This is a genomic window from Neorhizobium sp. 2083 (assembly GCF_031455615.1).
Taxonomy (GTDB): domain Bacteria; phylum Pseudomonadota; class Alphaproteobacteria; order Rhizobiales; family Rhizobiaceae; genus Neorhizobium.
This window is the reverse complement of record NZ_JAVDTC010000006.1, coordinates 292,705-315,263: the sequence shown is the minus strand read 5'-3', so window position 1 is coordinate 315,263 and position 22,559 is coordinate 292,705. Positions and strand designations below refer to the sequence as shown.

Below are 22,559 nucleotides of genomic sequence, written 5' to 3'. Positions count from 1 at the left end.
GAAACGGGACCGTTGAGCATATACTTTGGGTGACAAGGATTTGACGATTACCAAGTCGCCTACGTAATTTTCCCATTGGTAATATAAAAAACAATTGACCTTGCGTTAATTTTTACCGGCTATTTTTTGCAGAACTCAAATGTCACCTGCACTGCGGAATTCCCCCTGGGAGGGCAGATGATGGCTTGAGCGAAACGCGAACTCAGGGTCGGGGGCAAGCAAGCCAGATGTCCATACTTTCACTCCCAGGTGCTGACGCCAAATCAGTACTTGCAGCACTCAACAAGTCGCAGGCCATTATCGAATTTGATTTATCCGGCAATGTCCTCACGGCCAACGAGAACTTCTGCAAGACCCTTGGTTACACGCTCTCCGAAATCGTCGGCAAACATCACAGCATGTTCTGCGACCCGACATACGTGAAGTCGCAGGCCTACAGGGATTTCTGGGCAAACCTCGGCAAGGGCAATTACGACGCCGCCGCCTACAAGCGCATCGGCAAGGGCGGTCGGGAAATCTGGATCCAGGCCTCCTACAATCCGGTGATCTCGGGCGGCAAGCCTTACAAGGTCGTCAAGTTCGCAACCGACATTACCGCCGCGAAGCTCAAATCGGCCGAGGACGAGGGCAAGATCAACGCCATCTCGCGCACCCAGGCTGTCATCGAGTTCACTCCGACAGGCGACATCCTGACCGCCAACGAGAACTTTCTCGCCTGTCTCGGTTATCAGCTGTCCGAGATCGTCGGCAAACATCACAGCATGTTCTGCGAAGCATCCTTCCGTAACAGCGCCGAATATCCCGAATTCTGGAAGAAGCTTGCCGGCGGCGAAGCGATCGCTGCCGAATTCAAGCGCATCGGCAAGGGCGGCAAGACGACCTGGATCCAAGCCTCCTACAACCCGATCTTCGATGCGGACGGCCGGGTCTTCAAGGTTGTCAAGTTTGCGACCGATATCACCGAGCGCGTTCGTGCCGTCGATGACATCGCCGGTGGTTTGACATCCCTTTCCAACGGCGACCTGACCGTCCGGATCGAAAGACCGTTTATTTCGACGCTTGAACAGATCCGCACCGATTTCAACGACGCCATCGCAAAGCTGGCGGATGCCATGGGCACCGTGGGCGAGAATGCCGTGGGCATTGCCGGCGGCTCCAGCGAGATTCGCCAGGCTTCCGACAGCCTTGCCAAGCGCACCGAACAGCAGGCGGCGGCGGTCGAGGAGACTGCCGCGGCGCTGGAAGAAATCAGCCGCACGGTGACCGACAGCGCCAAGCGCGCGGAAGAAGCCGGCGGTCTGGTTTCGCGCGCGAAAAAAAGCGCCGAACATTCCGGCGCCGTGGTCCGCAACGCGGTGAGTGCGATGGGCCAGATCGAGAGTTCCTCGCGGGAAATATCCAACATCATCGGCGTGATCGACGAGATCGCCTTCCAGACCAACCTCTTGGCACTCAACGCCGGCGTTGAAGCCGCCCGCGCCGGGGAAGCGGGCAAGGGCTTTGCGGTCGTCGCCCAGGAAGTCCGCGAACTCGCCCAGCGTTCCGCCAGCGCCGCCAAGGAGATCAAGACGCTGATCTCGACCTCCTCGGAACAGGTGAAGCGGGGCGTCACCCTCGTCGACGAAACCGGCAAGGCGCTCGACGAGATCATGTCCCAGGTGGACGAAATCAACGGCAATGTCGCGGCGATCGTCGAGGCCGCCCGGGAACAGTCCACGGGCATCAAGGAGATCAGCAAGGCCGTGAACTCCATGGACCAGAACACGCAGCAGAACGCTGCCATGGTCGAGGAAACCACTGCCGCCAGCCACAGCCTGGCGCGCGAAGCCGAAACCCTGCGAGATCTCCTGGCGCGATTTAGATTTGCGCAACATTCTTCGCATAAGATTGCAATAGCGCGACCTGATGCACGACCCGTTGCATCGCCGGCACGCAAACTCATGGCAACGGTCGCGCGGACCACAACGGGTGCCGCCGCTGCCGCTCTGGCAACGGATAGTTGGGAAGAATTCTGATGGCTACGACGATCAACTCCACAAGCTACAGCGGCGAAACGCTGGAAATCATCGCATTCCGTCTCCATGACCAGGAATTCTGCGTCAAGACGACGACGATCCGCGAAATCCGCGGATGGGCGCCCTCGACGCCGATCCCGCACGCTCCGGCCGATGTCATCGGCGTCATGAACCTGCGCGGCTCGGTAATTCCGATCATCGACCTTGCCTACAAGCTCGGCATGAAGAGCACGGTTGCCAACGAGCGCAGCGCCATCGTGGTCGCGGAAGTCCACAACATGGTGATCGGCATGCTGGTCGACCGGGTTTCGGACATCCTGACGATCCCCTCGAGCCAGGTTCAGCCGGTTCCGGAAATCTCCGCCTCCTTCGACAAGTCCTTTTCCGAAGGCATCATCGCCAATGAAAACGGCATGATCTGCTTCCTGAACCTCGCCAAGATGTTCAAGGGCACCGAAGCCGACGATCTGGCTGCCTGATCGGCAACCGAAGCCGTAGGACATGCCTGCGGCATACAATAGACCTCAAGGCCAAGGCGGTTGGCCGGCAAGACCTCAAACCCGCCACGCGACTTCGAAGCCCGCAGCGTTGAACCGCCGCGGGCTTTTTTTCATGACTATTCCTTCGGCTCGAACGGTGCCGGCAGGCGCCCCGCACCCTGGCGGGCGAGCATCCAGCCCGGATATTCCTGAGCAAGCGCGCTCACCTCGTCGAGCTTTGCCATGTCCTCCGCATCGAGCCGCAGTTTCACGGCCTTCAAATTCTCTTCAAGCTGTTCCAACCGCTTGGCGCCGATAATGACGCTCGTCACGAAAGGTTTCGCCAGAATGTAGGCAAGCGCCACTTCCGCGACGCTCGCGCCGTGCCTGGCGCCGATCTCGCGCATCGCCGCGACGCAGGCCCATGCGCGGTCCTTGTCGACCGGCGGAAAGTCGAAGGCGGCACGGCGGCCTTCGCCATTGCCCGGCGCACCCGGACCATATTTCCCGGAGAGCAGCCCGCCGGCGAGCGGCGACCAGACCATCAGGCCGAGCTTTTCCTCCTGCATCAGCGGCACGATATCGCGCTCGAGGTCGCGGCCTGCGATCGAATAATAGGCCTGCACGGTCTCGAACCGGGCATAACCCTTGCGCTCGGAAATGCCGAGCGCCTTCGCCATTCGCCACGCTGCCCAGTTGGAAAGGCCGATATAGCGGACCAGGCCGCGCGACACGAGATCGTCAAGCGCCCTGAGCGTCTCGTCGATCGGCGTCACCGTGTCGGTCCCGTGGATCTGATAGAGGTCGATATGGTCCATCTGCAGCCGCTTAAGGCTCTGCTCGACCGAATCCATGATATGGCCGCGCGACGCGCCACGATCGTTGGGCTTGCCGCCCATCTGGCCGTAGAATTTGGTGGCGATGACCACGTCCTTGCGCGGCACGCCGAGGTTCCTGATCGCCTGCCCGAGGATCTGCTCGGAGCGGCCCTCGGAATAGACATTGGCGGTGTCGATGAAATTGACGCCCGCGGCAAGCGACCGCTCGACGATCCTGTCGGCCGTCTCCTGGCCGAGACCCGCGACGGCGCTCCAGACGGCGCCTGACTGGTTTTCGCCGAAGGTCATCGTGCCGAGGCAGAGTTCGGAGACGAAAAGACCTGTATTGCCCAATTGATTGTAGCGCATGGAGAACTCCCGTGTGCACTGAAGGTTATGAAGAGATAAAGGCAGTCGTGCTGAGCCGGATCTGGCACGCGGGCGCGTGCATCTCGCGGGAATGCGAAGTCGGGCTCCGGGACGTAATGTAATCCGGTTTCCGGCGGCGTCAACCGGAGCCGCCTCCGTTTTTATCCTCACATTTTCGTGCGGCCAAACAGAAAGGGCGGCATAAGCCGCCCTTTCCTTGATCCTTGCCGATGGATATCAGCCGAACAGCACGAAGCTGCTCTTCAGCGTCACCCAGACGCCCCAGAGAAGCGGGATGCCGACGACCGCCCAGGCAAGCGCCGCCTTGGCATCCAGACCGCCGGTGCCGATACCGAAGGAACCGGTCGGGCCGGCATTCGCTGCAGCCGTCTTTGCCTGCAGCGAAGCGACTTCGTGGTCCGACATGAACCATTTGTCGGGAAGCGGCCGGACCAGCGAGTTGGCGATCAACCCCAGAACCAGCATGCCGGCGAGGATATACATCGTGCCGGTATAGAGCGCCGGCCCGGCCGGAACGCCCGCCGTGAGCTGCGCTTCGCGGATGTAGTTGACGACGACGGGACCGAGGATGCCGGCAGTCGCCCAGGCCGTCAGAAGACGGCCGTGGATGGCGCCGACGAACTGGGTGCCGAAGATGTCCGCAAGATAGGCCGGGATGGTGGCGAAGCCGCCGCCATACATGGACAGGATGATGCCGAAAGCGAGCACGAAGAGCGCCTTGCTGCCCATGTCGGCAAGCGTCGGAGCGAGCGCATAAAGCACGATGCCGAGCACGAAGAACGTATAATAGGTGTTCTTGCGGCCGATCTTGTCGGAGAGCGACGCCCAGAAGAAACGGCCGCCGATATTGAAAAGCGAGAGCAGCCCGGCAAAACCGGCGGCAATCGTGGCGATCTGTGCCTTCTGGCTCGCATCGAGCTGCGAGAAGGTCAGGTTCGGCAGGCCGATCAGCGATCCGGCGAAGATTTCCTGCAGCATGGGCGACGCCATGCCGATCACCCCGATGCCGGCCGAGACGTTCAGGCAAAGCACCGCCCAGATCAGCCAGAACTGCTTGGTCTTGTGCGCGTCGCGCAGATGGACATGTCTGGTGGTGATCATCGTCGTCTTGGAGACCGGAGGCGTCCAGCCTTCCGGACGCCAGCCGGCCGGCGGGATGCGATAACCGAAGGCACCGCCCATCATGAAGCAGAAATAGATCACCGCCATGCAGATAAAGGTCTGCCAGACGCCGACCGAGACATCGGTTTTGAAATAGTTCATCAGCAGGTTGGCGAGCGGAGCACCGATCATCGCGCCGCCGCCGAAGCCCATGATGGCCATGCCGGTCGCCATGCCGCGGCGGTCAGGGAACCATTTGATGAGCGTCGAAACGGGCGAGATATAGCCGAGGCCGAGGCCGACGCCGCCGATCACGCCGGCACCGACCCACATCAGCCACAGCTGATGGGTCATGACGCCGATCGCCGCGACGATGATGCCGCCGCACCAGCAGCAGGCCGACACGAAACCGGCCTTGCGCGGGCCGACCCGTTCCAGCCACCCGCCCCAGATAGCGGCCGAGCAACCGAGGAGCACGAAGAACAGCGTGTAGATCCAGCCCAGATCCGCCACGCGCCAGTTGCAGCTTGTCGTAAACAGAGCAGACAGGAGGTTCAGACTGGCGCAGGATGGATCTGCTGCTCCCGGAATGGCCTTGGAAAGCGGCAGCCAGAAAACGCTGAACCCGTAAGCCATGCCGATGCAAAGGTGGATGGCGAGTGCTGCCGGCGGCACGAGCCAGCGATTGAAACCCGGTTTTGCGATAATACGTTCCCTATCGAGGAGCCCGACATTGCCTGTCAGGCCCTCGTTCGTCGTTCCTGCAATTGCCATTTAAAATATCCTCCCTCTGGATGATGGCTAGGCTCTATCCCCCCTCCGGCCCCTCACCTGCCGGATGGATGAATTCATGCGGCGCTTTCGGGAATGCTCGGTTCGGAAAGCGACTCCCCTTCGGCGGGACCCTTGCCGCCCGGCGCACCTTCAGCCGCATCCTGGCCGACACCGACGCCCGACCCGACCTTGGCCTCTGGCCGGCGGATCAGCGCGGAAGCCTCGATGACGAGCGGCAAAAGCCCTTCTCCGCCCTTGTCGAGATGCTCGAAAAACTGCCGGCGCATGCGCGGCTCCCAGAATTTGTTGATATGCGTCGCGACACCTTCGGCGCGCACCTTTTCCGGCTGCGACAGGAAGAAGGTGGCGATCTGGTTCGCCATCCGGACCAGTTTGTCGAGCACCAGTTGCTCGGGGCTTTGGTCATGCGACATCGGTGACAACTCCAGTGGTTATGCGATCGGTACGCGTAAAGATTTCAAAATCCTCGCCGCGCGTCAGCGCGATGAGTGTCATGCCCGCCTCCTCTGCCGTGCGGATGGCAAGCGCGGTGGGGGCGGAAATGGCGATCAGCACGGCGCTTCCGAGGATCGCCGTCTTCTGCACCATCTCGACCGAGATGCGGCTGGTGACGACCACGACGCCCTCCGACCCCTTGATACCCCGGCGGATGGCCGCTCCCGCCAGCTTGTCGAGCGCGTTGTGGCGGCCGACATCCTCGCGGACCGCGACCAGTCCCTTGCCCGGTACGACGAAACCGGCGCCATGAACCGCATGCGTTTCCCGATGCAGCGGCTGCGCGCTGTTGAGCGCCGCGACCGCCTCGCTCACCTCTTTCGGGCTCAAGGCCATTGCCACCAAGGAAACGTCCGGAACAGGGCGCATGGCCTGTTCGATCGATTCGATGCCGCAGAGCCCGCAGCCGACCGGCCCGGCCATGTGCCGGCGCCGGGCGCGCAGCGCATCTTCCTTGTCCTCGGCAAGCACCACCTGCACATCGAGGCCTGCACCCTCCTCGACGACGGAGATACTCTCGATCTCCGCCATCGACGTTATGATGCCTTCCGTAAGGCTGAAGCCGACGGCGAAATCCTCAAGGTCGGCCGGAGAGCCCATCATCACCGCATGGGTGGACCCGCCATAGGAAAAGGCGATCGGCACCTCCTCCGGCACCACCCGCGAACCGGCGCGGGTCACGCCGTTGCGGCGTGCGATCTCGGGGGCGGACATGGTGGTATTGAATTCAGCCATTGGATGTTGGAGCAAGAATACCCCCCTCTGCCCTGCCGGGCATCTCCCCCTCAAGGGGGGAGATCGGATGTGGCAAGGCCCCACCCTCTATCGAAGTGAGCCAATAAGCAAACTTGTGCCTAGCGCCTTGAAATGCCGCCCATGCCTCTGGCCGATCTCCCCCCTTGAGGGGGAGATGCCCGGCAGGGCAGAGGGGGGTAAGCCAGGCACTCGCAGCCATCCTACTCAGCCGCCTCCAGCTTCCCCGCAATCCGCCGGGACCGCCGCGACAGTTCGTCGTAATCGCTCTGCCACTCGGTCGGGCCGTTCGACGGCGACACCTGCACCGCGGTCACCTTGTATTCCGGGCAATTGGTCGCCCAGTCGGAGAAGTCGGTGGTGATGACGTTCGCCTGCGTGTTCGGATGGTGGAAGGTCGTGTAGACCACGCCCGGCGCCACACGATCGGTGATCAGCGCCCTCAGCGTCGTATCGCCCGAACGGCTGGCGAGCTTGATCCAGTCGCCTTCCTTGATGCCGCGCTGTTCGGCATCGTGCGGATGGATCTCCAGCCGGTCTTCCGCATGCCAGGCGACATTTTCGGTACGCCGGGTCTGGGCGCCGACATTGTACTGGGACAAGATGCGGCCGGTTGTGAGCAACAGCGGGAAACGTGGACCGGTGCGTTCGTCGGTCGCCACATATTCGGTGCGGATGAACTTGCCCTTGCCGCGCACGAACCCATCGACATGCATGATCGGCGAACCGACCGGATGGGCCTCGTTGCACGGCCACTGAACCGAGCCCATCTTGTCGAGATAGTCGTAGGAAACCAGCGCGAAGCTCGGCGTCGACACGGCGATCTCGTCCATGATCTGCGACGGATGCGCATAGTTCCAGGCAAGCCCCATCGCCTGTGCAAGCTTCTGGGTGACTTCCCAGTCGGCATAACCGTTCTTCGGGCTCATCACCTTGCGCACGCGGTTGATGCGGCGTTCCGCATTGGTGAACGTGCCGTCCTTTTCGAGGAAGGTCGAACCCGGCAGGAAGACATGCGCGTAATTGGCCGTCTCGTTCAGGAAGAGGTCGTGGACGACGACGCATTCCATCGCGGCAAGGCCGGCCGAAACGTGCTTGGTGTCCGGGTCGGACTGCAGAATGTCCTCGCCCTGGATGTAGATGCCCTTGAACGTACCCTCGACGGCCGCATCCAGCATGTTCGGGATGCGCAGGCCCGGTTCGTTGTTGAGCGTCACGCCCCACAACTTTTCGAAAGTGTCGCGGGTCGCATCGTCGGAAATATGGCGATAACCCGGCAGTTCATGCGGGAACGAGCCCATGTCGCAGGAGCCCTGGACATTGTTCTGGCCGCGCAGCGGGTTCACGCCGACGCCCGGGCGGCCGATATTGCCGGTCGCCATGGCAAGGTTGGCGATCGCCATGACGGTCGTCGAACCCTGGCTGTGCTCGGTGACCCCGAGGCCATAATAGATCGACCCATTGCCGCCCTTGGCAAAAAGCCGGGCAGCACCACGGACCAGCTCAGGCTTCACGCCGGTGAACTTCTCGACGGCTTCCGGGCTGTGCTGTTCTTCGCCGACGAAGGCCGCCCAGTCTTCGAATTCCGACCAGTCGCAGCGTTCGCGGATGAACTTTTCGTCGAACAGGCCTTCGGTGACGATGACATGCGCCAGCGCCGTCAGCACGGCCACGTTGGTGCCCGGCTGCAGCGGCAGGTGATAATCGGCCTCCACATGCGGCGTCTTGACGAGATCGATGCGGCGCGGATCGATGACGATCAGTTTTGCGCCCTGACGGAGCCGCTTCTTGAGGCGCGAGCCGAACACCGGATGACCGTCGGTCGGGTTGGCGCCGATGACGATGACGACATCGGTATGCTCGACCGAGTCGAAATTCTGCGTGCCGGCCGAGGTGCCGAACGCCTGGCCGAGGCCGTAACCCGTCGGCGAATGGCAGACGCGGGCGCAGGTATCGACATTGTTATTGCCGAAACCGGCGCGGATCAGCTTCTGGACGAGGAAGGTCTCCTCGTTGGTGCAGCGCGACGAGGTGATGCCGCCGATCGAATCCCGGCCGTATTGGTACTGGATGCGCCGGAACTCGGAAGCCACGTGCGAAAAGGCCTCTTCCCAGGTCACTTCCCGCCACGGATCGGAGATCTTTTCGCGGATCATCGGATTGAGGATGCGGTCCTTGTGGGTCGCATAACCGTAGGCAAAACGGCCCTTGACGCAGGAATGGCCGCGGTTCGCCTGGCCATCCTTCCACGGCACCATGCGGACAAGCTCTTCGCCGCGCATTTCCGCCTTGAACGAGCAGCCGACTCCGCAATAGGCGCAGGTGGTGACTTCCGAATGTTCCGGCTGGCCGATCGCGATGACCGACTTTTCGGTGAGCGTCGCCGTCGGGCAGGCCTGCACACAGGCGCCGCAGGAGACGCATTCGGAATCGAGAAAATGTTCGTGCGCACCAGGCGAAACACGGCTTTCGAAACCGCGCCCCTCGATCGTCAGCGCGAACGTGCCCTGCACCTCTTCGCAGGCGCGCACGCAACGGGAGCAGACGATGCATTTCGAGGGATCATAGGTGAAATAAGGGTTCGACTCGTCCTTCGGCATCCACTTGGCGTTGATCGCGCCATCGTTGCGGGCGCGGACGTGGTTGTCGCCCTCATAGCCGTAACGCACGTCGCGAAGGCCTACCGCGCCTGCCATGTCCTGCAATTCGCAGTCCCCGTTGGCGGCGCAGGTGAGACAGTCGAGCGGGTGGTCGGAGATGTAGAGCTCCATCACGCCGCGGCGGATATCCTTCAGCCGGCCGGTCTGGGTATGCACCACCATGCCCGGCATCACCGGCGTGGTGCAGGACGACGGCGTTCCGTTGCGGCCTTCGATCTCGACGAGACAGAGCCGGCAGGACCCGAAGGCGTCGACCATATCGGTGGCGCAGAGTTTCGGCACCTGTATGCCTGCTTCCATCGAAGCGCGCATGATCGACGTGCCTTCCGGCACGGTGATGGCGCGGCCGTCGATGGTGAGGGTTACCTGGGCTTCGGATCGGGAAGCCGGCGTGCCGTAGTCGATTTCATGAACGAGGGACATTGTGTGTCTCCTTGCTGGAAAAAGTAAACGCGGGAGCAAGAATGCCCCCCTCTGGCCTGCCGGCCATCTCCCCCTCGGGTGGGGAGATCACAAAAGGCGGAACCGCCGTTTCAAGTGAGCCGACACGGAGGATGCGAGGTGCAACGGAAAGCGATGAGCGAGCCCCCAGCCGATCTCCCCCCTTGAGGGGGAGATGCCCGGCAGGGCAGAGGGGGGTGCTCAGGAACTCAGCCGGAGTTGACGTGCTCAAAACCATCATTCCGCCGCCTCCACCATCGGAGCCGGAGAAAAATCCTCCGGGAAATGGTTCATCGCGCTCATCACCGGATAGGGCGTGAACCCGCCGAGCGCGCAGAGAGAGCCGAACTTCATCGTATTGCAGAGATCTGCCAGCAACGCCTTGTTCTTCTCCGGCTCGATGCCCTGCCTGATCTTGTCGGCCGTCTCGACCCCGCGGGTCGAACCGATGCGGCACGGCGTGCACTTGCCGCAGCTTTCGATGGCGCAGAACTCCATCGCGAACCGCGCCTGTTTCAGCATGTCGGCCGAATCGTCGAACACGGTGATGCCGGCATGGCCGATCAGCCCGTCCCGGGCCGCAAAAGCTTCGTAGTCGAACGGCGTGTCGAACAGCGCCCGCGGGAAATAGGCGCCGAGCGGTCCGCCCACCTGCACCGCCTTCACCGGCCGGCCGGTCGCGGTGCCGCCGCCGATATGATCGACGATCTCGCCAAGCGACAGGCCGAAGGCAGTTTCGTAAAGGCCGCCATATTTGACATTGCCGGCGATCTGGATCGGGATCGTCCCACGCGAACGACCCATGCCGAAATCGCGATAGAAGGCGGCCCCCCGATCCATGATCACAGGCACCGACGCCAGCGAAATGACGTTGTTGACCACCGTCGGACGGCCCAGAAATCCCTGCAGCGCCGGCAATGGCGGCTTGGCGCGCACGATGCCGCGCTTGCCTTCGAGCGAATTCAGCAGCGAGGTTTCCTCGCCGCAGACATAGGCCCCGGCGCCGGAGCGGATTTCCATGTCGAAGGCATGCGCCGAGCCCATTACCGACGGACCGAGAATGCCGGCCGCACGGGCGATCTCGACGGCTTCCGTCATCGTTGCGATCGCATGCGGATATTCCGAGCGGATATAGACATAGCCCTTGGTGGCGCCCGTCGCGATGCCGGCAATGATCATGCCCTCGATCAGCACGAAGGGATCGCCTTCCATGATCATCCGGTCCGCGAAGGTGGCGCTGTCGCCCTCATCCGCATTGCAGACGATGTACTTCTGCGGCCCGGCCGCATCCATCACCGTCTTCCACTTGATGCCGGTGGGGAAGCCGGCACCGCCACGACCGCGAAGGCCGCTGTCGGTGACCTGGGCGACGATCTGCGCCTGCGTCATGGCAATCGCGTTTTCGAGACCCTTGAAGCCCTGATAGTGGCGATAGTCGTCGAGCGACAGCGGATCGGTGACGCCGCAACGGGAGAAAGTCAGCCGCGTCTGCTGCCGCAGGAAGGGGATGTCCTTGGTCGGCCCGAGATGCAAAGCATGCTGTCCGCCCTCCAGGAAGCCCGCATCGAACAGTCCCTTGACGTCGCCGGGCTTCACCGGGCCATAGGCGATACGGCCGTGCTCCGTGCGCACTTCAACCAGCGGCTCGAGCCAGAACATGCCGCGCGAACCGTTGCGGACAATCGTGGCATCGAGCCCGCGGGCCTCGATCTCCTGGGCGATCGCCTTGGCTACCTTCTCGGCACCCAGCGCCAGCGCGGCGGCATCGCGGGGAACGAAAATCGTCACCGTCATCGGCGTGCCTCCGCAACGATTTCGCTAAGACAGTGCTCATCGACGCGACCAAAAACTTCGCCATCGAGCATGGCGGCAGGCGCACAGGCGCAGAGCCCGAGACAGTAGACCGCTTCCAGCGTCACCGCCCCGTCGAGCGTCGTCTGGTGGAAGTCGATACCGAGAAGCTCCCGGGCGCGATCCGCGATGCGGTCGCTGCCCATCGACTGGCAAGCTTCGGCACGACAGAGTTTCAGCACATGCCGGCCGGCCGGGTGGTCGCGGAATTCGTGGTAGAAGGTGACGACGCCATGCACCTCGGCGCGCGACAGGTTGAGTTCGCTGGCGATGACCGGCTTCACCTCTTCCGGCACATAACCGAACTCCGCCTGGATCGCATGCAGGATCGGCAGCATCGGGCCTTCCAGATGCTTCAGATCCCTGATGATCTGAAGCGACCGCTCGGTGAATTCACCGGCGGAAATTCGCATATTCATATGTCATAGCCTCCCGGCTGATCCGCTCCCGGGCCACCTGGCGTCGGCGCCAGATGCACATAGACGGATCAGAAAGCTGACGAAGTTGTCCGACAACCGTACTTCGCCTACTGGGAATGGAATGTCGCAACCGATACCTCAACCGTCAATAAAGGAGATCGGTTACGCGATAGAAAAAAGCTATCAAGCCATGGCGGCGGGAGTGAGGCTGCGGGCTTCGTGAAGCAGGGCGGAGACCAGCGGCGTGAAGGGTTCGCGGTGGGTGGCGACAAGCCCGACGATATGCGTGGCTTCCGGATCGACGATCGGGATAGTCCTGATTTCTTTTGCAAACCCGAATGATCGCGCCACGTTGCGCGGCATGATGCTCGCCCAGCGCCCGGTCCCCACATGCGAGAGAAGAACCACCATCGAGTTCGATTCGAGCATCGGCTTCACCGTGACCCCCGCCTCCGCGAGGTGCTGGTTGATGATCCGGCGGTTCTGCATGTCGGGCGTCAATAGACAGAGCCTAAGATCGGCCATCTCCTTCCAGGTGACGCTGTCCCGGTCGGCATAGGGCGCCCCTTCGGCGGTCACCAGATTGTAACGCTCCGCATAGAGCGGCACGCTCGTCACCCGCCCCAGCGGCTCGTTGTCGAGATAGGTAATGCCCGCGTCGATCTCGAAATTGTCGAGCTGCGAAAGCACCTGCAGGGAATTGCGGGAAACGACGGAGAAGGTTACCTCCGGGTGCTTGGCCTGGAAGGGCTCGGTCAACCTGGGGATCATCGCCAGCGCCGTCGGGATCGACGCCAGCCTGATATGGCCGACAAGGCCCTTGCGGGCGGCGCGCATTTCCTCGCGCATCGTGCGCGCATCGCCGACGATGCGTTTTGCCCATTCCAGCACGCGCTGACCCTCCGGCGTCAGGCCCTGGTAGCGCGAGCCGCGCACGACAAGCTGCACGCCGAGCTGCTCCTCGAGCTGGCGGATCGCGGCCGATAGCGAGGGTTGTGAAATGCCGCACTCCTCCGCCGCGCGGCCGAAATGGCCCTCGCGTGCAAGCGCAATGAAGAATTCCAGCTTGTCGATCATCGCGTTCCTCCGCCCCAAGGGCTAACAAGATGGCGCCATACATACAAGCCGGCATCCGGCCGCAAGGATGGCATCCGCCGACACGACGCCGCCCAAAGAAAAAGGCGGCCTTTCGGACCGCCTCGATCTTTTTCAGAGAATTCTGGAATATCAGGCCGGAACGACGATACCGTTGAGGTGGGTCAATTCCGCCAGGAACTGTTCGAGCTTGGTCTTGTGTTCGTCGCTCTGCGCGTGGTTGATCTCGCCCTGCGTGGTTTCGATCCGCTTCTGCAGCGTCGCGTGGGTCAGCTCGCTGGCCGGAACCGCGGATTCGGCCAGCAGCGTGCAGCCGGTCGGCAGGATGTCGGCGAACCCGCCGAAAACGACGTATTTGTTGACTTCGCCAGATGCGAGCTTCACCGAAACCACGCCCGGCTTGATTGTCGTCATCGTCGGCGCGTGATTGGCAAGCACGGTCATTTCGCCAAGTGTCGCCGGGATCACCACTTGGGTGACCTTTTCCGAGACGAGCAGGCGCTCGGGCGAAACCAGTTCAAAGTTGAAAGCGTCGGCCATTACGGTCCACTTCCTTCACGTGGTTATGCGGGAAAGGCGCGCCGGAGAATTCCCGCGCGCCATCTCGTTCAGGATCAGGCGGCTTCGGCCAGCTTCTTGGCCTTTTCCATGGCTTCTTCGATCGAGCCGACCATGTAGAAGGCAGCTTCCGGAAGATGGTCGTAGTCGCCGTTGACGAGGCCCTTGAAGCCCTTGATCGTGTCTTCGAGCGCAACCAGCTTGCCCGGCGAACCGGTGAAGACTTCGGCGACGAAGAACGGCTGCGACAGGAAGCGCTCGATCTTGCGGGCGCGGGCAACCGTCATCTTGTCCTCTTCGGACAGTTCGTCCATGCCGAGGATGGCGATGATGTCCTGCAGCGACTTGTAGCGCTGCAGCGTGGTCTGCACCTTACGAGCAATTTCGTAGTGCTCTTCGCCGACGACCATCGGGTCGAGCATGCGCGAGGTGCTATCGAGCGGGTCAACTGCCGGATAGATGCCCTTTTCGGCGATCGAGCGCGACAGAACCGTCGTTGCGTCCAGATGGGCGAACGAGGTTGCCGGTGCCGGGTCGGTCAAGTCGTCGGCCGGAACGTAGATGGCCTGAACCGAGGTGATCGAACCCTTGGTCGTGGTGGTGATGCGCTCCTGCATGGCGCCCATGTCGGTCGCCAGCGTCGGCTGATAACCCACGGCCGAAGGAATACGGCCGAGCAGAGCCGACACTTCCGAACCTGCCTGGGTGAAGCGGAAGATGTTGTCGACGAAGAACAGAACGTCCTGGCCCTTGTCGCGGAAGTCTTCAGCGATGGTGAGACCGGTCAGAGCGACGCGGGCGCGGGCGCCCGGCGGTTCGTTCATCTGGCCGTAAACCAGCGCAGCCTTGGAACCTTCGCCGCCACCATGCTTGTTGACGCCCGATTCGATCATTTCGTGGTAAAGGTCGTTGCCTTCGCGGGTACGCTCACCGACGCCTGCGAACACGGAGTAACCGCCGTGCGCCTTCGCGACGTTGTTGATGAGTTCCATGATCAGAACCGTCTTGCCGACGCCTGCGCCGCCGAAGAGACCGATCTTGCCGCCCTTTGCGTAAGGCGCGAGAAGATCGACGACCTTGATGCCGGTGACGAGGATCTGGCCTTCGGTCGACTGGTCGACGTAGGGCGGTGCGTCCTGGTGGATGGCGCGCTTGCCGGAAGTGGTCAGCGGACCTGCTTCGTCGACCGGTTCGCCGATGACGTTCATGATGCGGCCGAGCGTTTCCGGACCGACCGGAACGGTGATCGGAGCGCCGGTATCGGTAACCTGCTGACCACGAACCAGACCTTCGGTCGAGTCCATCGCGATGGTGCGGACGGCGCTTTCGCCGAGGTGCTGCGCGACTTCGAGAACGAGGCGGTTGCCGTTGTTGTCGGTTTCAAGCGCGTTCAAAATCGCCGGCAGTTCGCCGTCGAAAGCGACGTCGACGACAGCGCCGATAACCTGGGTCACCTTGCCGAGGGACGTGCCCGTTGCGGTAGCCATGATTCTTACCCTCTTTCTTTACCTCAGAGCGCTTCCGCGCCCGAAATGATTTCGATGAGTTCCTTGGTGATCTGTGCCTGGCGCTGACGGTTGTAGGAGAGCGTCAGCTTGTTGATCATGTCACCGGCATTGCGCGTCGCGTTGTCCATTGCGGACATCTGCGCGCCATAGAAGGAAGCGTTGTTTTCGAGCAGGGCCCGGAAGATCTGCACGGCGACGTTCTTCGGCAGCAGGTCTTCGAGAATTTCCTCTTCGCTCGGCTCGTATTCGTAGAGCGCCGAGGAGGCGGTTGCCGGCTCGGTGGTCTCGAACTTGGCCGGGATGATCTGCGAGGCGGTCGCCACCTGCGAGATCACCGACTGGAAGCGTGCAAAGAACAGCGTCGCGACATCGAATTCACCGGCATTGTAGAGCGCGAGCACCTTGTGTGCCACCTCGTCCGCCTGGGCAAAACCGAGCTGCTTGACTTCGCGGAACGTCACGTAGTCGACGATGTTTTCGCGGAACGAGCGGCGCAGGATGTCGTTGCCCTTGCGGCCGACGGTCAAGATCTTCACCGTCTTGCCCTGGGCAAGCAGCTTCAGCGCGTGATCGCGGGCAAGGCGGATGATCGAGGAGTTGAAGCCCCCGGCCAGACCGCGCTCGCCGGTCGCGACGATCAGGAGATGAACCTGGTCCTTGCCCGTGCCGGAAAGCAGGAGCGGCGCTTCGGCATTGCCGGCATTGGCGGCCGAAAGGCCGGCCAGCACCTTGGTCATACGTTCCGCGTAAGGACGGGCGGCCTCGGCCGCCTCCTGGGCACGGCGCAGCTTCGCCGCGGCGACCATTTTCATCGCCTTGGTGATCTTCTGCGTCGCCTTGACGGAGGCGATCCGGTTTTTCAGATCCTTAAGTGAAGGCATCCGTTATCGGTCCCCTGGGGGTTAGGTGGGCTTGATCCGTTCTCAGGCGAAAGACTTGGCGTAGCTGTCGAGAGCTGCCTTCAGCTTTGCGCGCGTGTCGTCGGAAAGCTGCTTCTCGCTACGGATCGTATCGAGGAGTGCCTTGCCTTCGGAACGGAGGTACGAGAGGAAGCCCTGCTCGAACTTGCCAACCTGGTTGACGGCGATCTTGTCGAGGTAGCCGTTGACGCCGGCGAAGATCACGGCGACCTGCTCTTCCGTCTTCAGCGGCGAGAACTGCGGCTGCTTCAGGAGTTCGGTCAGGCGTGCGCCGCGGTTCAGGAGGCGCTGCGTCGAGGCGTCCAGGTCGGAACCGAACTGGGCGAAGGCGGCCATTTCGCGATACTGGGCGAGTTCGCCCTTGATCGAGCCGGCAACCTGCTTCATCGCCTTGATCTGCGCGGCAGAACCGACGCGGGAAACCGAGAGACCGACGTTAACGGCCGGACGGATGCCCTGGTAGAAGAGGTCGGTTTCAAGGAAGATTTGGCCGTCGGTGATCGAGATCACGTTGGTCGGAATGAAGGCCGAAACGTCGTTACCCTGGGTTTCGATGACCGGCAGAGCCGTCAGCGAACCGTTGCCGCGCTCGTCGGAGAGCTTTGCAGCACGCTCCAGAAGGCGGGAATGCAGGTAGAAGACGTCGCCCGGATAGGCTTCGCGGCCCGGCGGGCGGCGCAGCAGCAGCGACATCTGGCGATAGGCGACAGCCTGCTTGGAAAGGTCGTCGTAACCGATCAGGGCGTGCTGGCCGTTGTCACGGAAATATTCGCCCATGGCGCAGCCGGCGAACGGTGCGAGATACTGCATCGGAGCCGGATCGGAGGCGGTCGCAGCAACGATGATCGAGTACTGCAGCGCACCGCGCTCTTCGAGAACCTTGACGAACTGGGCAACCGTCGAGCGCTTCTGGCCGATAGCGACGTAGACGCAGAACAGCTTTTCCGACTCGGGGCCATTGTCGTGAATGGCCTTCTGGTTGAGGATCGTGTCGAGAATGATCGCGGTCTTGCCGGTCTGGCGGTCGCCGATGACCAGCTCGCGCTGGCCGCGGCCGACCGGGATGAGCGCGTCGATGGCCTTGAGGCCGGTCGACATCGGCTCATGAACCGACTTGCGCGGAATGATGCCCGGAGCCTTGACGTCGACGCGCGAACGGCGCGACGCATTGATCGGGCCCTTGCCGTCGATCGGGTTGCCGAGCGCATCGACGACGCGGCCGAGCAGTTCCGGACCGACCGGAACGTCGACGATGGCGCCGGTCCGCTTGACGGTGTCGCCTTCCTTGATCTCGCGGTCGGAACCGAAGATGACGACGCCGACATTGTCGGCTTCGAGGTTGAGCGCCATACCACGGATGCCGCCCGGGAATTCGACCATTTCGCCGGCCTGGACGTTGTCCAGACCGTAGACGCGGGCAATGCCGTCGCCGACGGACAGAACCTGTCCGACTTCGGAAACCTCAGCCTCCTGGCCGAAGTTCTTGATCTGGTCTTTCAGAATTGCGGAAATTTCCGCGGCGCGGATATCCATCAGCCAACCTCTTTCAGTGCAAGCTTAAGGGTGGAAAGTTTGGTGCGAAGGGAGGTGTCGATCTGACGAGAACCGACCTTGACGATCAGGCCGCCGAGGATCGACGGATCGATCGTCACGACGATTGCGACGTCCTTGCCGGTTACGCCCTTCAGCGCCGACTTGAGTTCGTTTTCCTGCGCCTGGGAAAGCGCATGCGCCGAGGTGACCTCGGCAGTGATTTCACCGCGATGCTCTGCGGCGATCTGGCGGAAGGCGCGGATCATGCCGGGCATCGCAAACAGGCGACGATTGCCGGCGACGACCTTCAGGAAATTGGCGACGAGACCGGAAATGCCAGCCTTCTCGGCAACGGCGATTACGGCCTTCTGCTGGTCCTCGGCGGAAAACACCGGGCTTGCGACCAGGCGTCGCAGGTCTTCGCTCTCATCCAGCAGCGCCTGAAAACGATCAAGATCGGCACCGACCTTGTCGACCGAACCGGTCTCGAGAGACAGTTCGAAAAGCGAGGAAGCGTAACGCTCCGCTACACCGGAAATAAGCTGGGACGTGTCAGCCACGGGCACAGTTTCCCTGTATTGCCATCCAAGCGCCAGACCCTGCGGGAGAGGTGAAGCAAGAGCTTGAAATCGTTTGATTTTTTCTCAGAACCTGTAGGGCTGGCGCCCTACCCTTTCCGACTTTCGCGGTCCGTCTAGCATAGGCTGTAAGGACTCGCAACACGCCTGATAACGGAAAAAGCCGGACGCGCAAGGGCTGAGAGCGATTTTATACCGGAAGCGGAAGGATTTTCGGCCGGCTGAGGCTTCGACTTTCGAACAGACGCGTCAGATATAGCCGAAGACATAGGCGAGCGGGCCGCCGGCCAGCACAACCTGAAGTAAGGAAAACGCGATATTTCTGGGCGTGAAGCCGCGATCGAGAGCGCAGGACAGCAACCGTCCGAGAGCGGCAAATCCGAGCGCGATCCCGAGCGTCATGTAGATCCAGTCCTGGGCGAGCATGATCGCCGCCAGGCCGAAGCCGAGATGATGGGCGCCACTCGAACGGACCGCGGCATAACCTTCCGGACGGACCTCGCCGATCTGGAACGCCGCCAGGCGCAGAACGGTCGCAGGAAACAGGAAAACGAGAAGGCCGAGTGCCGCGGTTGCCGCCGCGCAGACGAAAGCCACCTGCTCGCCGAGTTCAGTGGGAAAATAGAGTTCCATCGCGGCCTCGCATCATTCGAATCGCCAGATTCTAGCGCAACCGGTAAACAAGTCGCAAAGAACCGCGGTCAAAGAAAACTCTGCGGATCGATATCGAGCTGGATCTGCACCGAGCCGCGTTGTTTCGGGCCGTTTTCCAGCATCGCCCGCAGAAACGCCTGCATGTCGGAATTGCGCCGGCCATGCACCAGGAGCCGGAAGCGATGGCGGCCGCGCACCAGCGCCAACGGTGCTTCCGCCGGACCCAGCACAGAAATGCCGGTGACTTTCGGCGCGGCGGCCCTGAGGCCCCGCGCATGGGTTTCCGCATCCGCCCGGGTATCCGCCGAGACGATCAGGGAGGCCAGCCGGCCGAAGGGCGGCAGGATCGCCTTTTCGCGCTCGGCGATCTCGCGCTCGTAGAAGGCACCTGCGTCGCCGGAGACGATCGCCTGCATCACCGGATGCTGCGGCTGGAAGGTCTGCAGCAGGCCGTGGCTCTTGAGGCCGGTTCGCCCGGCCCGGCCCGTCACCTGGGAGAGAAGCTGAAACGTGCGCTCGGCGGCGCGCGGATCGCCGTTGGACAGGCCGAGATCGGAATCGACGATACCGACCAGCGTCATCAGCGGGAAGTTATGTCCCTTGGCGACGAGCTGGGTGCCGATGACGATATCCGCCTCTCCCTTGGCGATTGCCTCCAGTTCCAGCCGCATGCGCTTGACGCCGCCGAGCAGGTCCGACGACATGACGATGGTGCGCGCATCCGGAAAATGCTTTTCGACTTCCTCCGCGATCCGCTCTACCCCGGGGCCGCAGGCGACCAGATGGTCGAACGTGCCGCACTCCGGGCAGGCTTCCGGCGTCCGCTCCGAATAACCGCACTGATGGCACTGGATCTGGCTCTTGAACCGGTGCTCCACCAGCCAGCTCGAACATTGCGGGCACTGGAACCGGTGGCCGCAGACGCGACAGAGCGTCAGCGGCGCGTAACCGCGGCGATTGAGGAAGAGCAGCGCCTGTTCCTTGCGCTCGATCGTCCTGCCAATCGCCCTGAGAAGCACCGGCGACAGGAAGCCGCCGCGCTCCGGCGGATGCCGCCGCATGTCGATCAGGTGCAAATCCGGAAGTGCCGCATCGCCGAAACGGGTCGGCAGATGCACGGTGTTGTAGCGGCCGGCAAGCCCGTTGACCTGGCTTTCGACAGAGGGCGTCGCGGACACCAGCACGATCGGGAAATCGCCGATCCGGGCCCGCACCACCGCCATGTCGCGGGCGTTGTAGAACACCCGGTCCTCCTGCTTGTAGGCAGGGTCGTGCTCTTCGTCGACGATGATCAGGCCGAGATCCTCGAAAGGCAGGAACAGCGCCGAGCGTGCCCCCGCCACCACCTTCACCTCGCCGGTCACCACCCCGCGCCAGACCTTTTCGCGCATGCGGGGGGCAAGATCTGAGTGCCATTCGCCGGGCTTGGCGCCGAACCGCTCCTGGAAACGTTCGAGGAAGCTCGAGGTCAGCGCGATTTCCGGCAGCAGGATCAGCACCTGCTTGCCGCGCCTGAGCGTTTCGGCGATCGCCTCGAAATAGACTTCCGTCTTGCCCGAACCCGTGACCCCGTCGATCAGCGAGGTGGAGAACCCGCCTGCCCGGATCGATTCCAGGATTTCCACGGAGGCCTGTTTCTGCGGCCCCTCGATGCGCGGGCTCGTATAATCCGGGTCCGGCCTCGCCACGACCGGCGGCGGGGGCAGGAACACCGTCTCGAATATTCCCTGCGCTGTCAGCCCGTCAACGACGCTCACGGAAACGCCGGCGGCATGCGCCAGCCCGCTGCGGGTCCAGGGAATTTCTTCCTCGCCGGCGATATCGAGCACCCGCGCGCGCGCCGGCGTCAAACGTTCCGGCTGGCCACCGAGATATCGAAGACCTTCGACCATAGGCTCGGGATCGAGCGCGGCCGGTGCGCGGATCGCCATGCGCGCCACGAGGCCGGGCGGAGACAGCGTATAGCTCGCCACCCAATCGACGAAATCGCGCATCTCCTTGGACAGCGGCGGGCAATCGAAGACCAGCGTGATCGGCCTCAGCTTCTTCGGATCGAGCTTGTCGTCGTTCTCGCCGTCCCAGACGACGCCGATCAGTTGCCGCGGGCCGACCGGCACCTGCACGACCGAACCGGGCTCGACATGCACACCGTCCGGCACGGCATAACTATAGGCAACCGGCACCGGCAGCGGTACCAGCACCGGCACCACCCTTACCAATGACGGCGCTTCGAACAGCGAACCGAAGAGATCGGACGAATCTATGCCCATGGGCGGCGACCATGCCCAAACCCGGAACAAAAGTGAACCCTAAACAGGATCACTCGTCCTCGTCTTCACCGTCTATGACGCCGGTCAGCCGCATGCCGTCGATCCAGGTGGCGCCTTGCCTGCGGATCACCCGCCGCGGTCGCGTGCCGCAACGCTCCTGAACGGCGGCGGCAAGCAGTTCGGAATGGGTGACGATCCAGACCTGGCTGTGGCGAGCCGCCTGCGCGATCATCTCGGCCAGCGGCGGCAGCATGTCCGGGTGCAGGCTGGCCTCCGGTTCGTTGAGCGCGATCAGCGGCGGCTGGCGATAGGACATCAGCGCCGCCGCGAGCCCTAGAAAGCGGATCTGCCCGTCGGAAAGCTCGCGCGGCTGAAACACCCGGGCAGGAAAATCCGGAAAGACGAGCCCGAATTCGGCGTGCTCGCCGGGTTCCGGAACCCGAAGCTTCGCCCCGCCGAAGGCATCGGCGATCGCCCGGTCGAGCTCCACCGTATCTCCGCGGGTATGGACCAGCGTCGCAAAGACCGCCGCCATATTGCCACCGTCCTCGTCAAGCAGCGGCGAGGTCACCGCAAGGCATGGCTGCCGCAACGGCGAATCCCGGTCGGTGCGGAACCCGTGGAAGAACCGCCAGCCATCGACCATCCGCCGAAAAGCGCCGGCTTCCGGATAATGCCCGGCATCGCCGAGAAGGGCGATCGCCGTCTCGGAGGTCATCGCCTGTTCGGGATATTGCTCCATCCGGCCGCCGGTCCCCCGCACCATGATGCCCGGCCCGGCGCGCTTCATCATCGTCACCGGCCGCGAACCGGTTTCGACGACAAGCTCCTCCTCCTTCACCTGCGGCTCGAAGGCAAAGCCCGCTGCATCGACAGGTGGCCGAAGCCCCGCCTCGACCCGGTAGCGGAACGTCACCGCCCGCTCTTCGTCAAGAACTTCGACCTCGAGCTTGATACGGAAATTCTTCTCCTGTCGACGCGTGCCCGACCAGAGCGCCGACGCCATGCCGCCCTCTGCGGCGATCTCGTAGGCGAGATTGCCGCGAACCGCCGCCTGTACGAGCTGCAGCGCCCGGTAGAGATTGGATTTTCCGACGCCATTCTCGCCGATGAACAGGTTGACGCCGGCCAGATCCATGCGGATCGAGCGCAGCGACCGGTAGTTGGCGGCAAACATCGAGCGAAGCAGCATGCCCTATTCCTAGCCGAAGAGCGGGATGAAAAGA

General features: G+C 62.7%; 18 protein-coding genes. 2 read left to right on the top strand and 16 right to left on the bottom strand.

Going from position 1 to position 22,559, the window contains the following annotated elements:
• The first annotated feature begins 227 nt into the window (after nt 1-227).
• Both J2X76_RS23310 and J2X76_RS23305 read left to right on the top strand, forming a co-directional pair.
• Complete coding sequence (locus J2X76_RS23310; protein ID WP_310219705.1) at nt 228-2,015, top strand: PAS domain-containing methyl-accepting chemotaxis protein; 1,788 nt, start codon at nt 228-230, stop codon at nt 2,013-2,015.
• Nucleotides 2,015-2,494 (top strand): chemotaxis protein CheW, encoded by a 480-nt coding sequence (locus J2X76_RS23305; RefSeq protein ID WP_038546443.1) that lies wholly within the window; start codon nt 2,015-2,017, stop codon nt 2,492-2,494. Before J2X76_RS23310 ends, J2X76_RS23305 begins: the two co-directional genes overlap by 1 nt.
• Before the next feature lie 137 nt (nt 2,495-2,631).
• Here J2X76_RS23305 and J2X76_RS23300 read toward each other — a convergent pair whose 3' ends face one another.
• The 16 genes from J2X76_RS23300 to J2X76_RS23225 all read right to left on the bottom strand — a co-directional run bounded on the left by J2X76_RS23300 (nt 2,632) and on the right by J2X76_RS23225 (nt 22,525).
• The gene (locus J2X76_RS23300) at nt 2,632-3,681 is read right to left on the bottom strand and encodes an aldo/keto reductase (RefSeq protein WP_113128556.1); all 1,050 of its coding nucleotides are present in this window, start codon (nt 3,679-3,681) and stop codon (nt 2,632-2,634) included.
• A 237-nt stretch (nt 3,682-3,918) separates the two neighbouring features.
• Nucleotides 3,919-5,577: an OFA family MFS transporter gene (locus tag J2X76_RS23295; protein ID WP_113128557.1), complete on the bottom strand. Its 1,659-nt coding sequence runs from the start codon at nt 5,575-5,577 to the stop codon at nt 3,919-3,921.
• Nucleotides 5,578-5,651: 74 nt separating this feature from the next.
• Nucleotides 5,652-6,011 carry a formate dehydrogenase subunit delta gene (locus J2X76_RS23290; RefSeq protein WP_113128558.1) on the bottom strand — a complete coding sequence of 120 codons (360 nt, stop codon included), beginning with the start codon at nt 6,009-6,011 and terminating at the stop codon, nt 5,652-5,654.
• Nucleotides 6,001-6,828 carry a formate dehydrogenase accessory sulfurtransferase FdhD gene (gene fdhD / locus J2X76_RS23285; protein ID WP_310219898.1) on the bottom strand — a complete coding sequence of 276 codons (828 nt, stop codon included), beginning with the start codon at nt 6,826-6,828 and terminating at the stop codon, nt 6,001-6,003. Before fdhD ends, J2X76_RS23290 begins: the two co-directional genes overlap by 11 nt.
• Before the next feature lie 221 nt (nt 6,829-7,049).
• On the bottom strand, nt 7,050-9,929 hold the full coding sequence (gene fdhF, locus J2X76_RS23280; RefSeq protein ID WP_310219701.1) for a formate dehydrogenase subunit alpha: 2,880 nt from the start codon (nt 9,927-9,929) through the stop codon (nt 7,050-7,052).
• Nucleotides 9,930-10,184: 255 nt separating this feature from the next.
• Entirely contained in the window at nt 10,185-11,741 is a 1,557-nt protein-coding gene (locus tag J2X76_RS23275) for an NADH-quinone oxidoreductase subunit NuoF (protein ID WP_310219699.1), read from the bottom strand.
• Nucleotides 11,738-12,217: a formate dehydrogenase subunit gamma gene (locus tag J2X76_RS23270; protein WP_310219698.1), complete on the bottom strand. Its 480-nt coding sequence runs from the start codon at nt 12,215-12,217 to the stop codon at nt 11,738-11,740. Before J2X76_RS23270 ends, J2X76_RS23275 begins: the two co-directional genes overlap by 4 nt.
• A 183-nt stretch (nt 12,218-12,400) precedes the next feature.
• Nucleotides 12,401-13,294 (bottom strand): LysR family transcriptional regulator, encoded by an 894-nt coding sequence (locus J2X76_RS23265; RefSeq protein ID WP_113128564.1) that lies wholly within the window; start codon nt 13,292-13,294, stop codon nt 12,401-12,403.
• A gap of 150 nt (nt 13,295-13,444) precedes the next feature.
• The gene (locus J2X76_RS23260) at nt 13,445-13,852 is read right to left on the bottom strand and encodes a F0F1 ATP synthase subunit epsilon (RefSeq protein ID WP_113128565.1); all 408 of its coding nucleotides are present in this window, start codon (nt 13,850-13,852) and stop codon (nt 13,445-13,447) included.
• A gap of 74 nt (nt 13,853-13,926) precedes the next feature.
• Entirely contained in the window at nt 13,927-15,357 is a 1,431-nt protein-coding gene (atpD, locus tag J2X76_RS23255) for a F0F1 ATP synthase subunit beta (protein ID WP_113128566.1), read from the bottom strand.
• A gap of 23 nt (nt 15,358-15,380) precedes the next feature.
• The gene (locus tag J2X76_RS23250; protein ID WP_113128567.1) at nt 15,381-16,259 is read right to left on the bottom strand and encodes a F0F1 ATP synthase subunit gamma; all 879 of its coding nucleotides are present in this window, start codon (nt 16,257-16,259) and stop codon (nt 15,381-15,383) included.
• 42 nt (nt 16,260-16,301) lie between these two features.
• On the bottom strand, nt 16,302-17,831 hold the full coding sequence (atpA, locus tag J2X76_RS23245) for a F0F1 ATP synthase subunit alpha (protein WP_113128568.1): 1,530 nt from the start codon (nt 17,829-17,831) through the stop codon (nt 16,302-16,304).
• Nucleotides 17,831-18,397, bottom strand: coding sequence for a F0F1 ATP synthase subunit delta (locus J2X76_RS23240; RefSeq protein ID WP_113128569.1), 567 nt, complete (start codon nt 18,395-18,397; stop codon nt 17,831-17,833). Before J2X76_RS23240 ends, atpA begins: the two co-directional genes overlap by 1 nt.
• A 261-nt stretch (nt 18,398-18,658) precedes the next feature.
• A complete protein-coding gene (locus tag J2X76_RS23235) occupies nt 18,659-19,042 on the bottom strand; it encodes a DUF4345 domain-containing protein (protein ID WP_310219695.1) in 384 nt (127 codons plus the stop codon).
• Nucleotides 19,043-19,110: 68 nt separating this feature from the next.
• A complete protein-coding gene (locus J2X76_RS23230; RefSeq protein WP_310219694.1) occupies nt 19,111-21,333 on the bottom strand; it encodes a primosomal protein N' in 2,223 nt (740 codons plus the stop codon).
• A 49-nt stretch (nt 21,334-21,382) separates the two neighbouring features.
• Nucleotides 21,383-22,525: an AAA family ATPase gene (locus tag J2X76_RS23225; RefSeq protein WP_310219693.1), complete on the bottom strand. Its 1,143-nt coding sequence runs from the start codon at nt 22,523-22,525 to the stop codon at nt 21,383-21,385.
• Nucleotides 22,526-22,559 lie beyond the last annotated feature (34 nt).

What these genes read in the sequence shown, in the direction of transcription:
- J2X76_RS23310 (WP_310219705.1), top strand. Translation starts at nt 228, where the DNA reads ATGTCCATACTTTCACTCCCAGGTGCTGACGCCAAATCAGTACTTGCA.
- J2X76_RS23305 (WP_038546443.1), top strand. Translation starts at nt 2,015, where the DNA reads ATGGCTACGACGATCAACTCCACAAGCTACAGCGGCGAAACGCTGGAA.
- J2X76_RS23300 (WP_113128556.1), bottom strand. Translation starts at nt 3,681, where the DNA reads ATGCGCTACAATCAATTGGGCAATACAGGTCTTTTCGTCTCCGAACTC.
- J2X76_RS23295 (WP_113128557.1), bottom strand. Translation starts at nt 5,577, where the DNA reads ATGGCAATTGCAGGAACGACGAACGAGGGCCTGACAGGCAATGTCGGG.
- J2X76_RS23290 (WP_113128558.1), bottom strand. Translation starts at nt 6,011, where the DNA reads ATGTCGCATGACCAAAGCCCCGAGCAACTGGTGCTCGACAAACTGGTC.
- fdhD (WP_310219898.1), bottom strand. Translation starts at nt 6,828, where the DNA reads ATGGCTGAATTCAATACCACCATGTCCGCCCCCGAGATCGCACGCCGC.
- fdhF (WP_310219701.1), bottom strand. Translation starts at nt 9,929, where the DNA reads ATGTCCCTCGTTCATGAAATCGACTACGGCACGCCGGCTTCCCGATCC.
- J2X76_RS23275 (WP_310219699.1), bottom strand. Translation starts at nt 11,741, where the DNA reads ATGACGGTGACGATTTTCGTTCCCCGCGATGCCGCCGCGCTGGCGCTG.
- J2X76_RS23270 (WP_310219698.1), bottom strand. Translation starts at nt 12,217, where the DNA reads ATGAATATGCGAATTTCCGCCGGTGAATTCACCGAGCGGTCGCTTCAG.
- J2X76_RS23265 (WP_113128564.1), bottom strand. Translation starts at nt 13,294, where the DNA reads ATGATCGACAAGCTGGAATTCTTCATTGCGCTTGCACGCGAGGGCCAT.
- J2X76_RS23260 (WP_113128565.1), bottom strand. Translation starts at nt 13,852, where the DNA reads ATGGCCGACGCTTTCAACTTTGAACTGGTTTCGCCCGAGCGCCTGCTC.
- atpD (WP_113128566.1), bottom strand. Translation starts at nt 15,357, where the DNA reads ATGGCTACCGCAACGGGCACGTCCCTCGGCAAGGTGACCCAGGTTATC.
- J2X76_RS23250 (WP_113128567.1), bottom strand. Translation starts at nt 16,259, where the DNA reads ATGCCTTCACTTAAGGATCTGAAAAACCGGATCGCCTCCGTCAAGGCG.
- atpA (WP_113128568.1), bottom strand. Translation starts at nt 17,831, where the DNA reads ATGGATATCCGCGCCGCGGAAATTTCCGCAATTCTGAAAGACCAGATC.
- J2X76_RS23235 (WP_310219695.1), bottom strand. Translation starts at nt 19,042, where the DNA reads ATGGAACTCTATTTTCCCACTGAACTCGGCGAGCAGGTGGCTTTCGTC.
- J2X76_RS23230 (WP_310219694.1), bottom strand. Translation starts at nt 21,333, where the DNA reads ATGGGCATAGATTCGTCCGATCTCTTCGGTTCGCTGTTCGAAGCGCCG.
- J2X76_RS23225 (WP_310219693.1), bottom strand. Translation starts at nt 22,525, where the DNA reads ATGCTGCTTCGCTCGATGTTTGCCGCCAACTACCGGTCGCTGCGCTCG.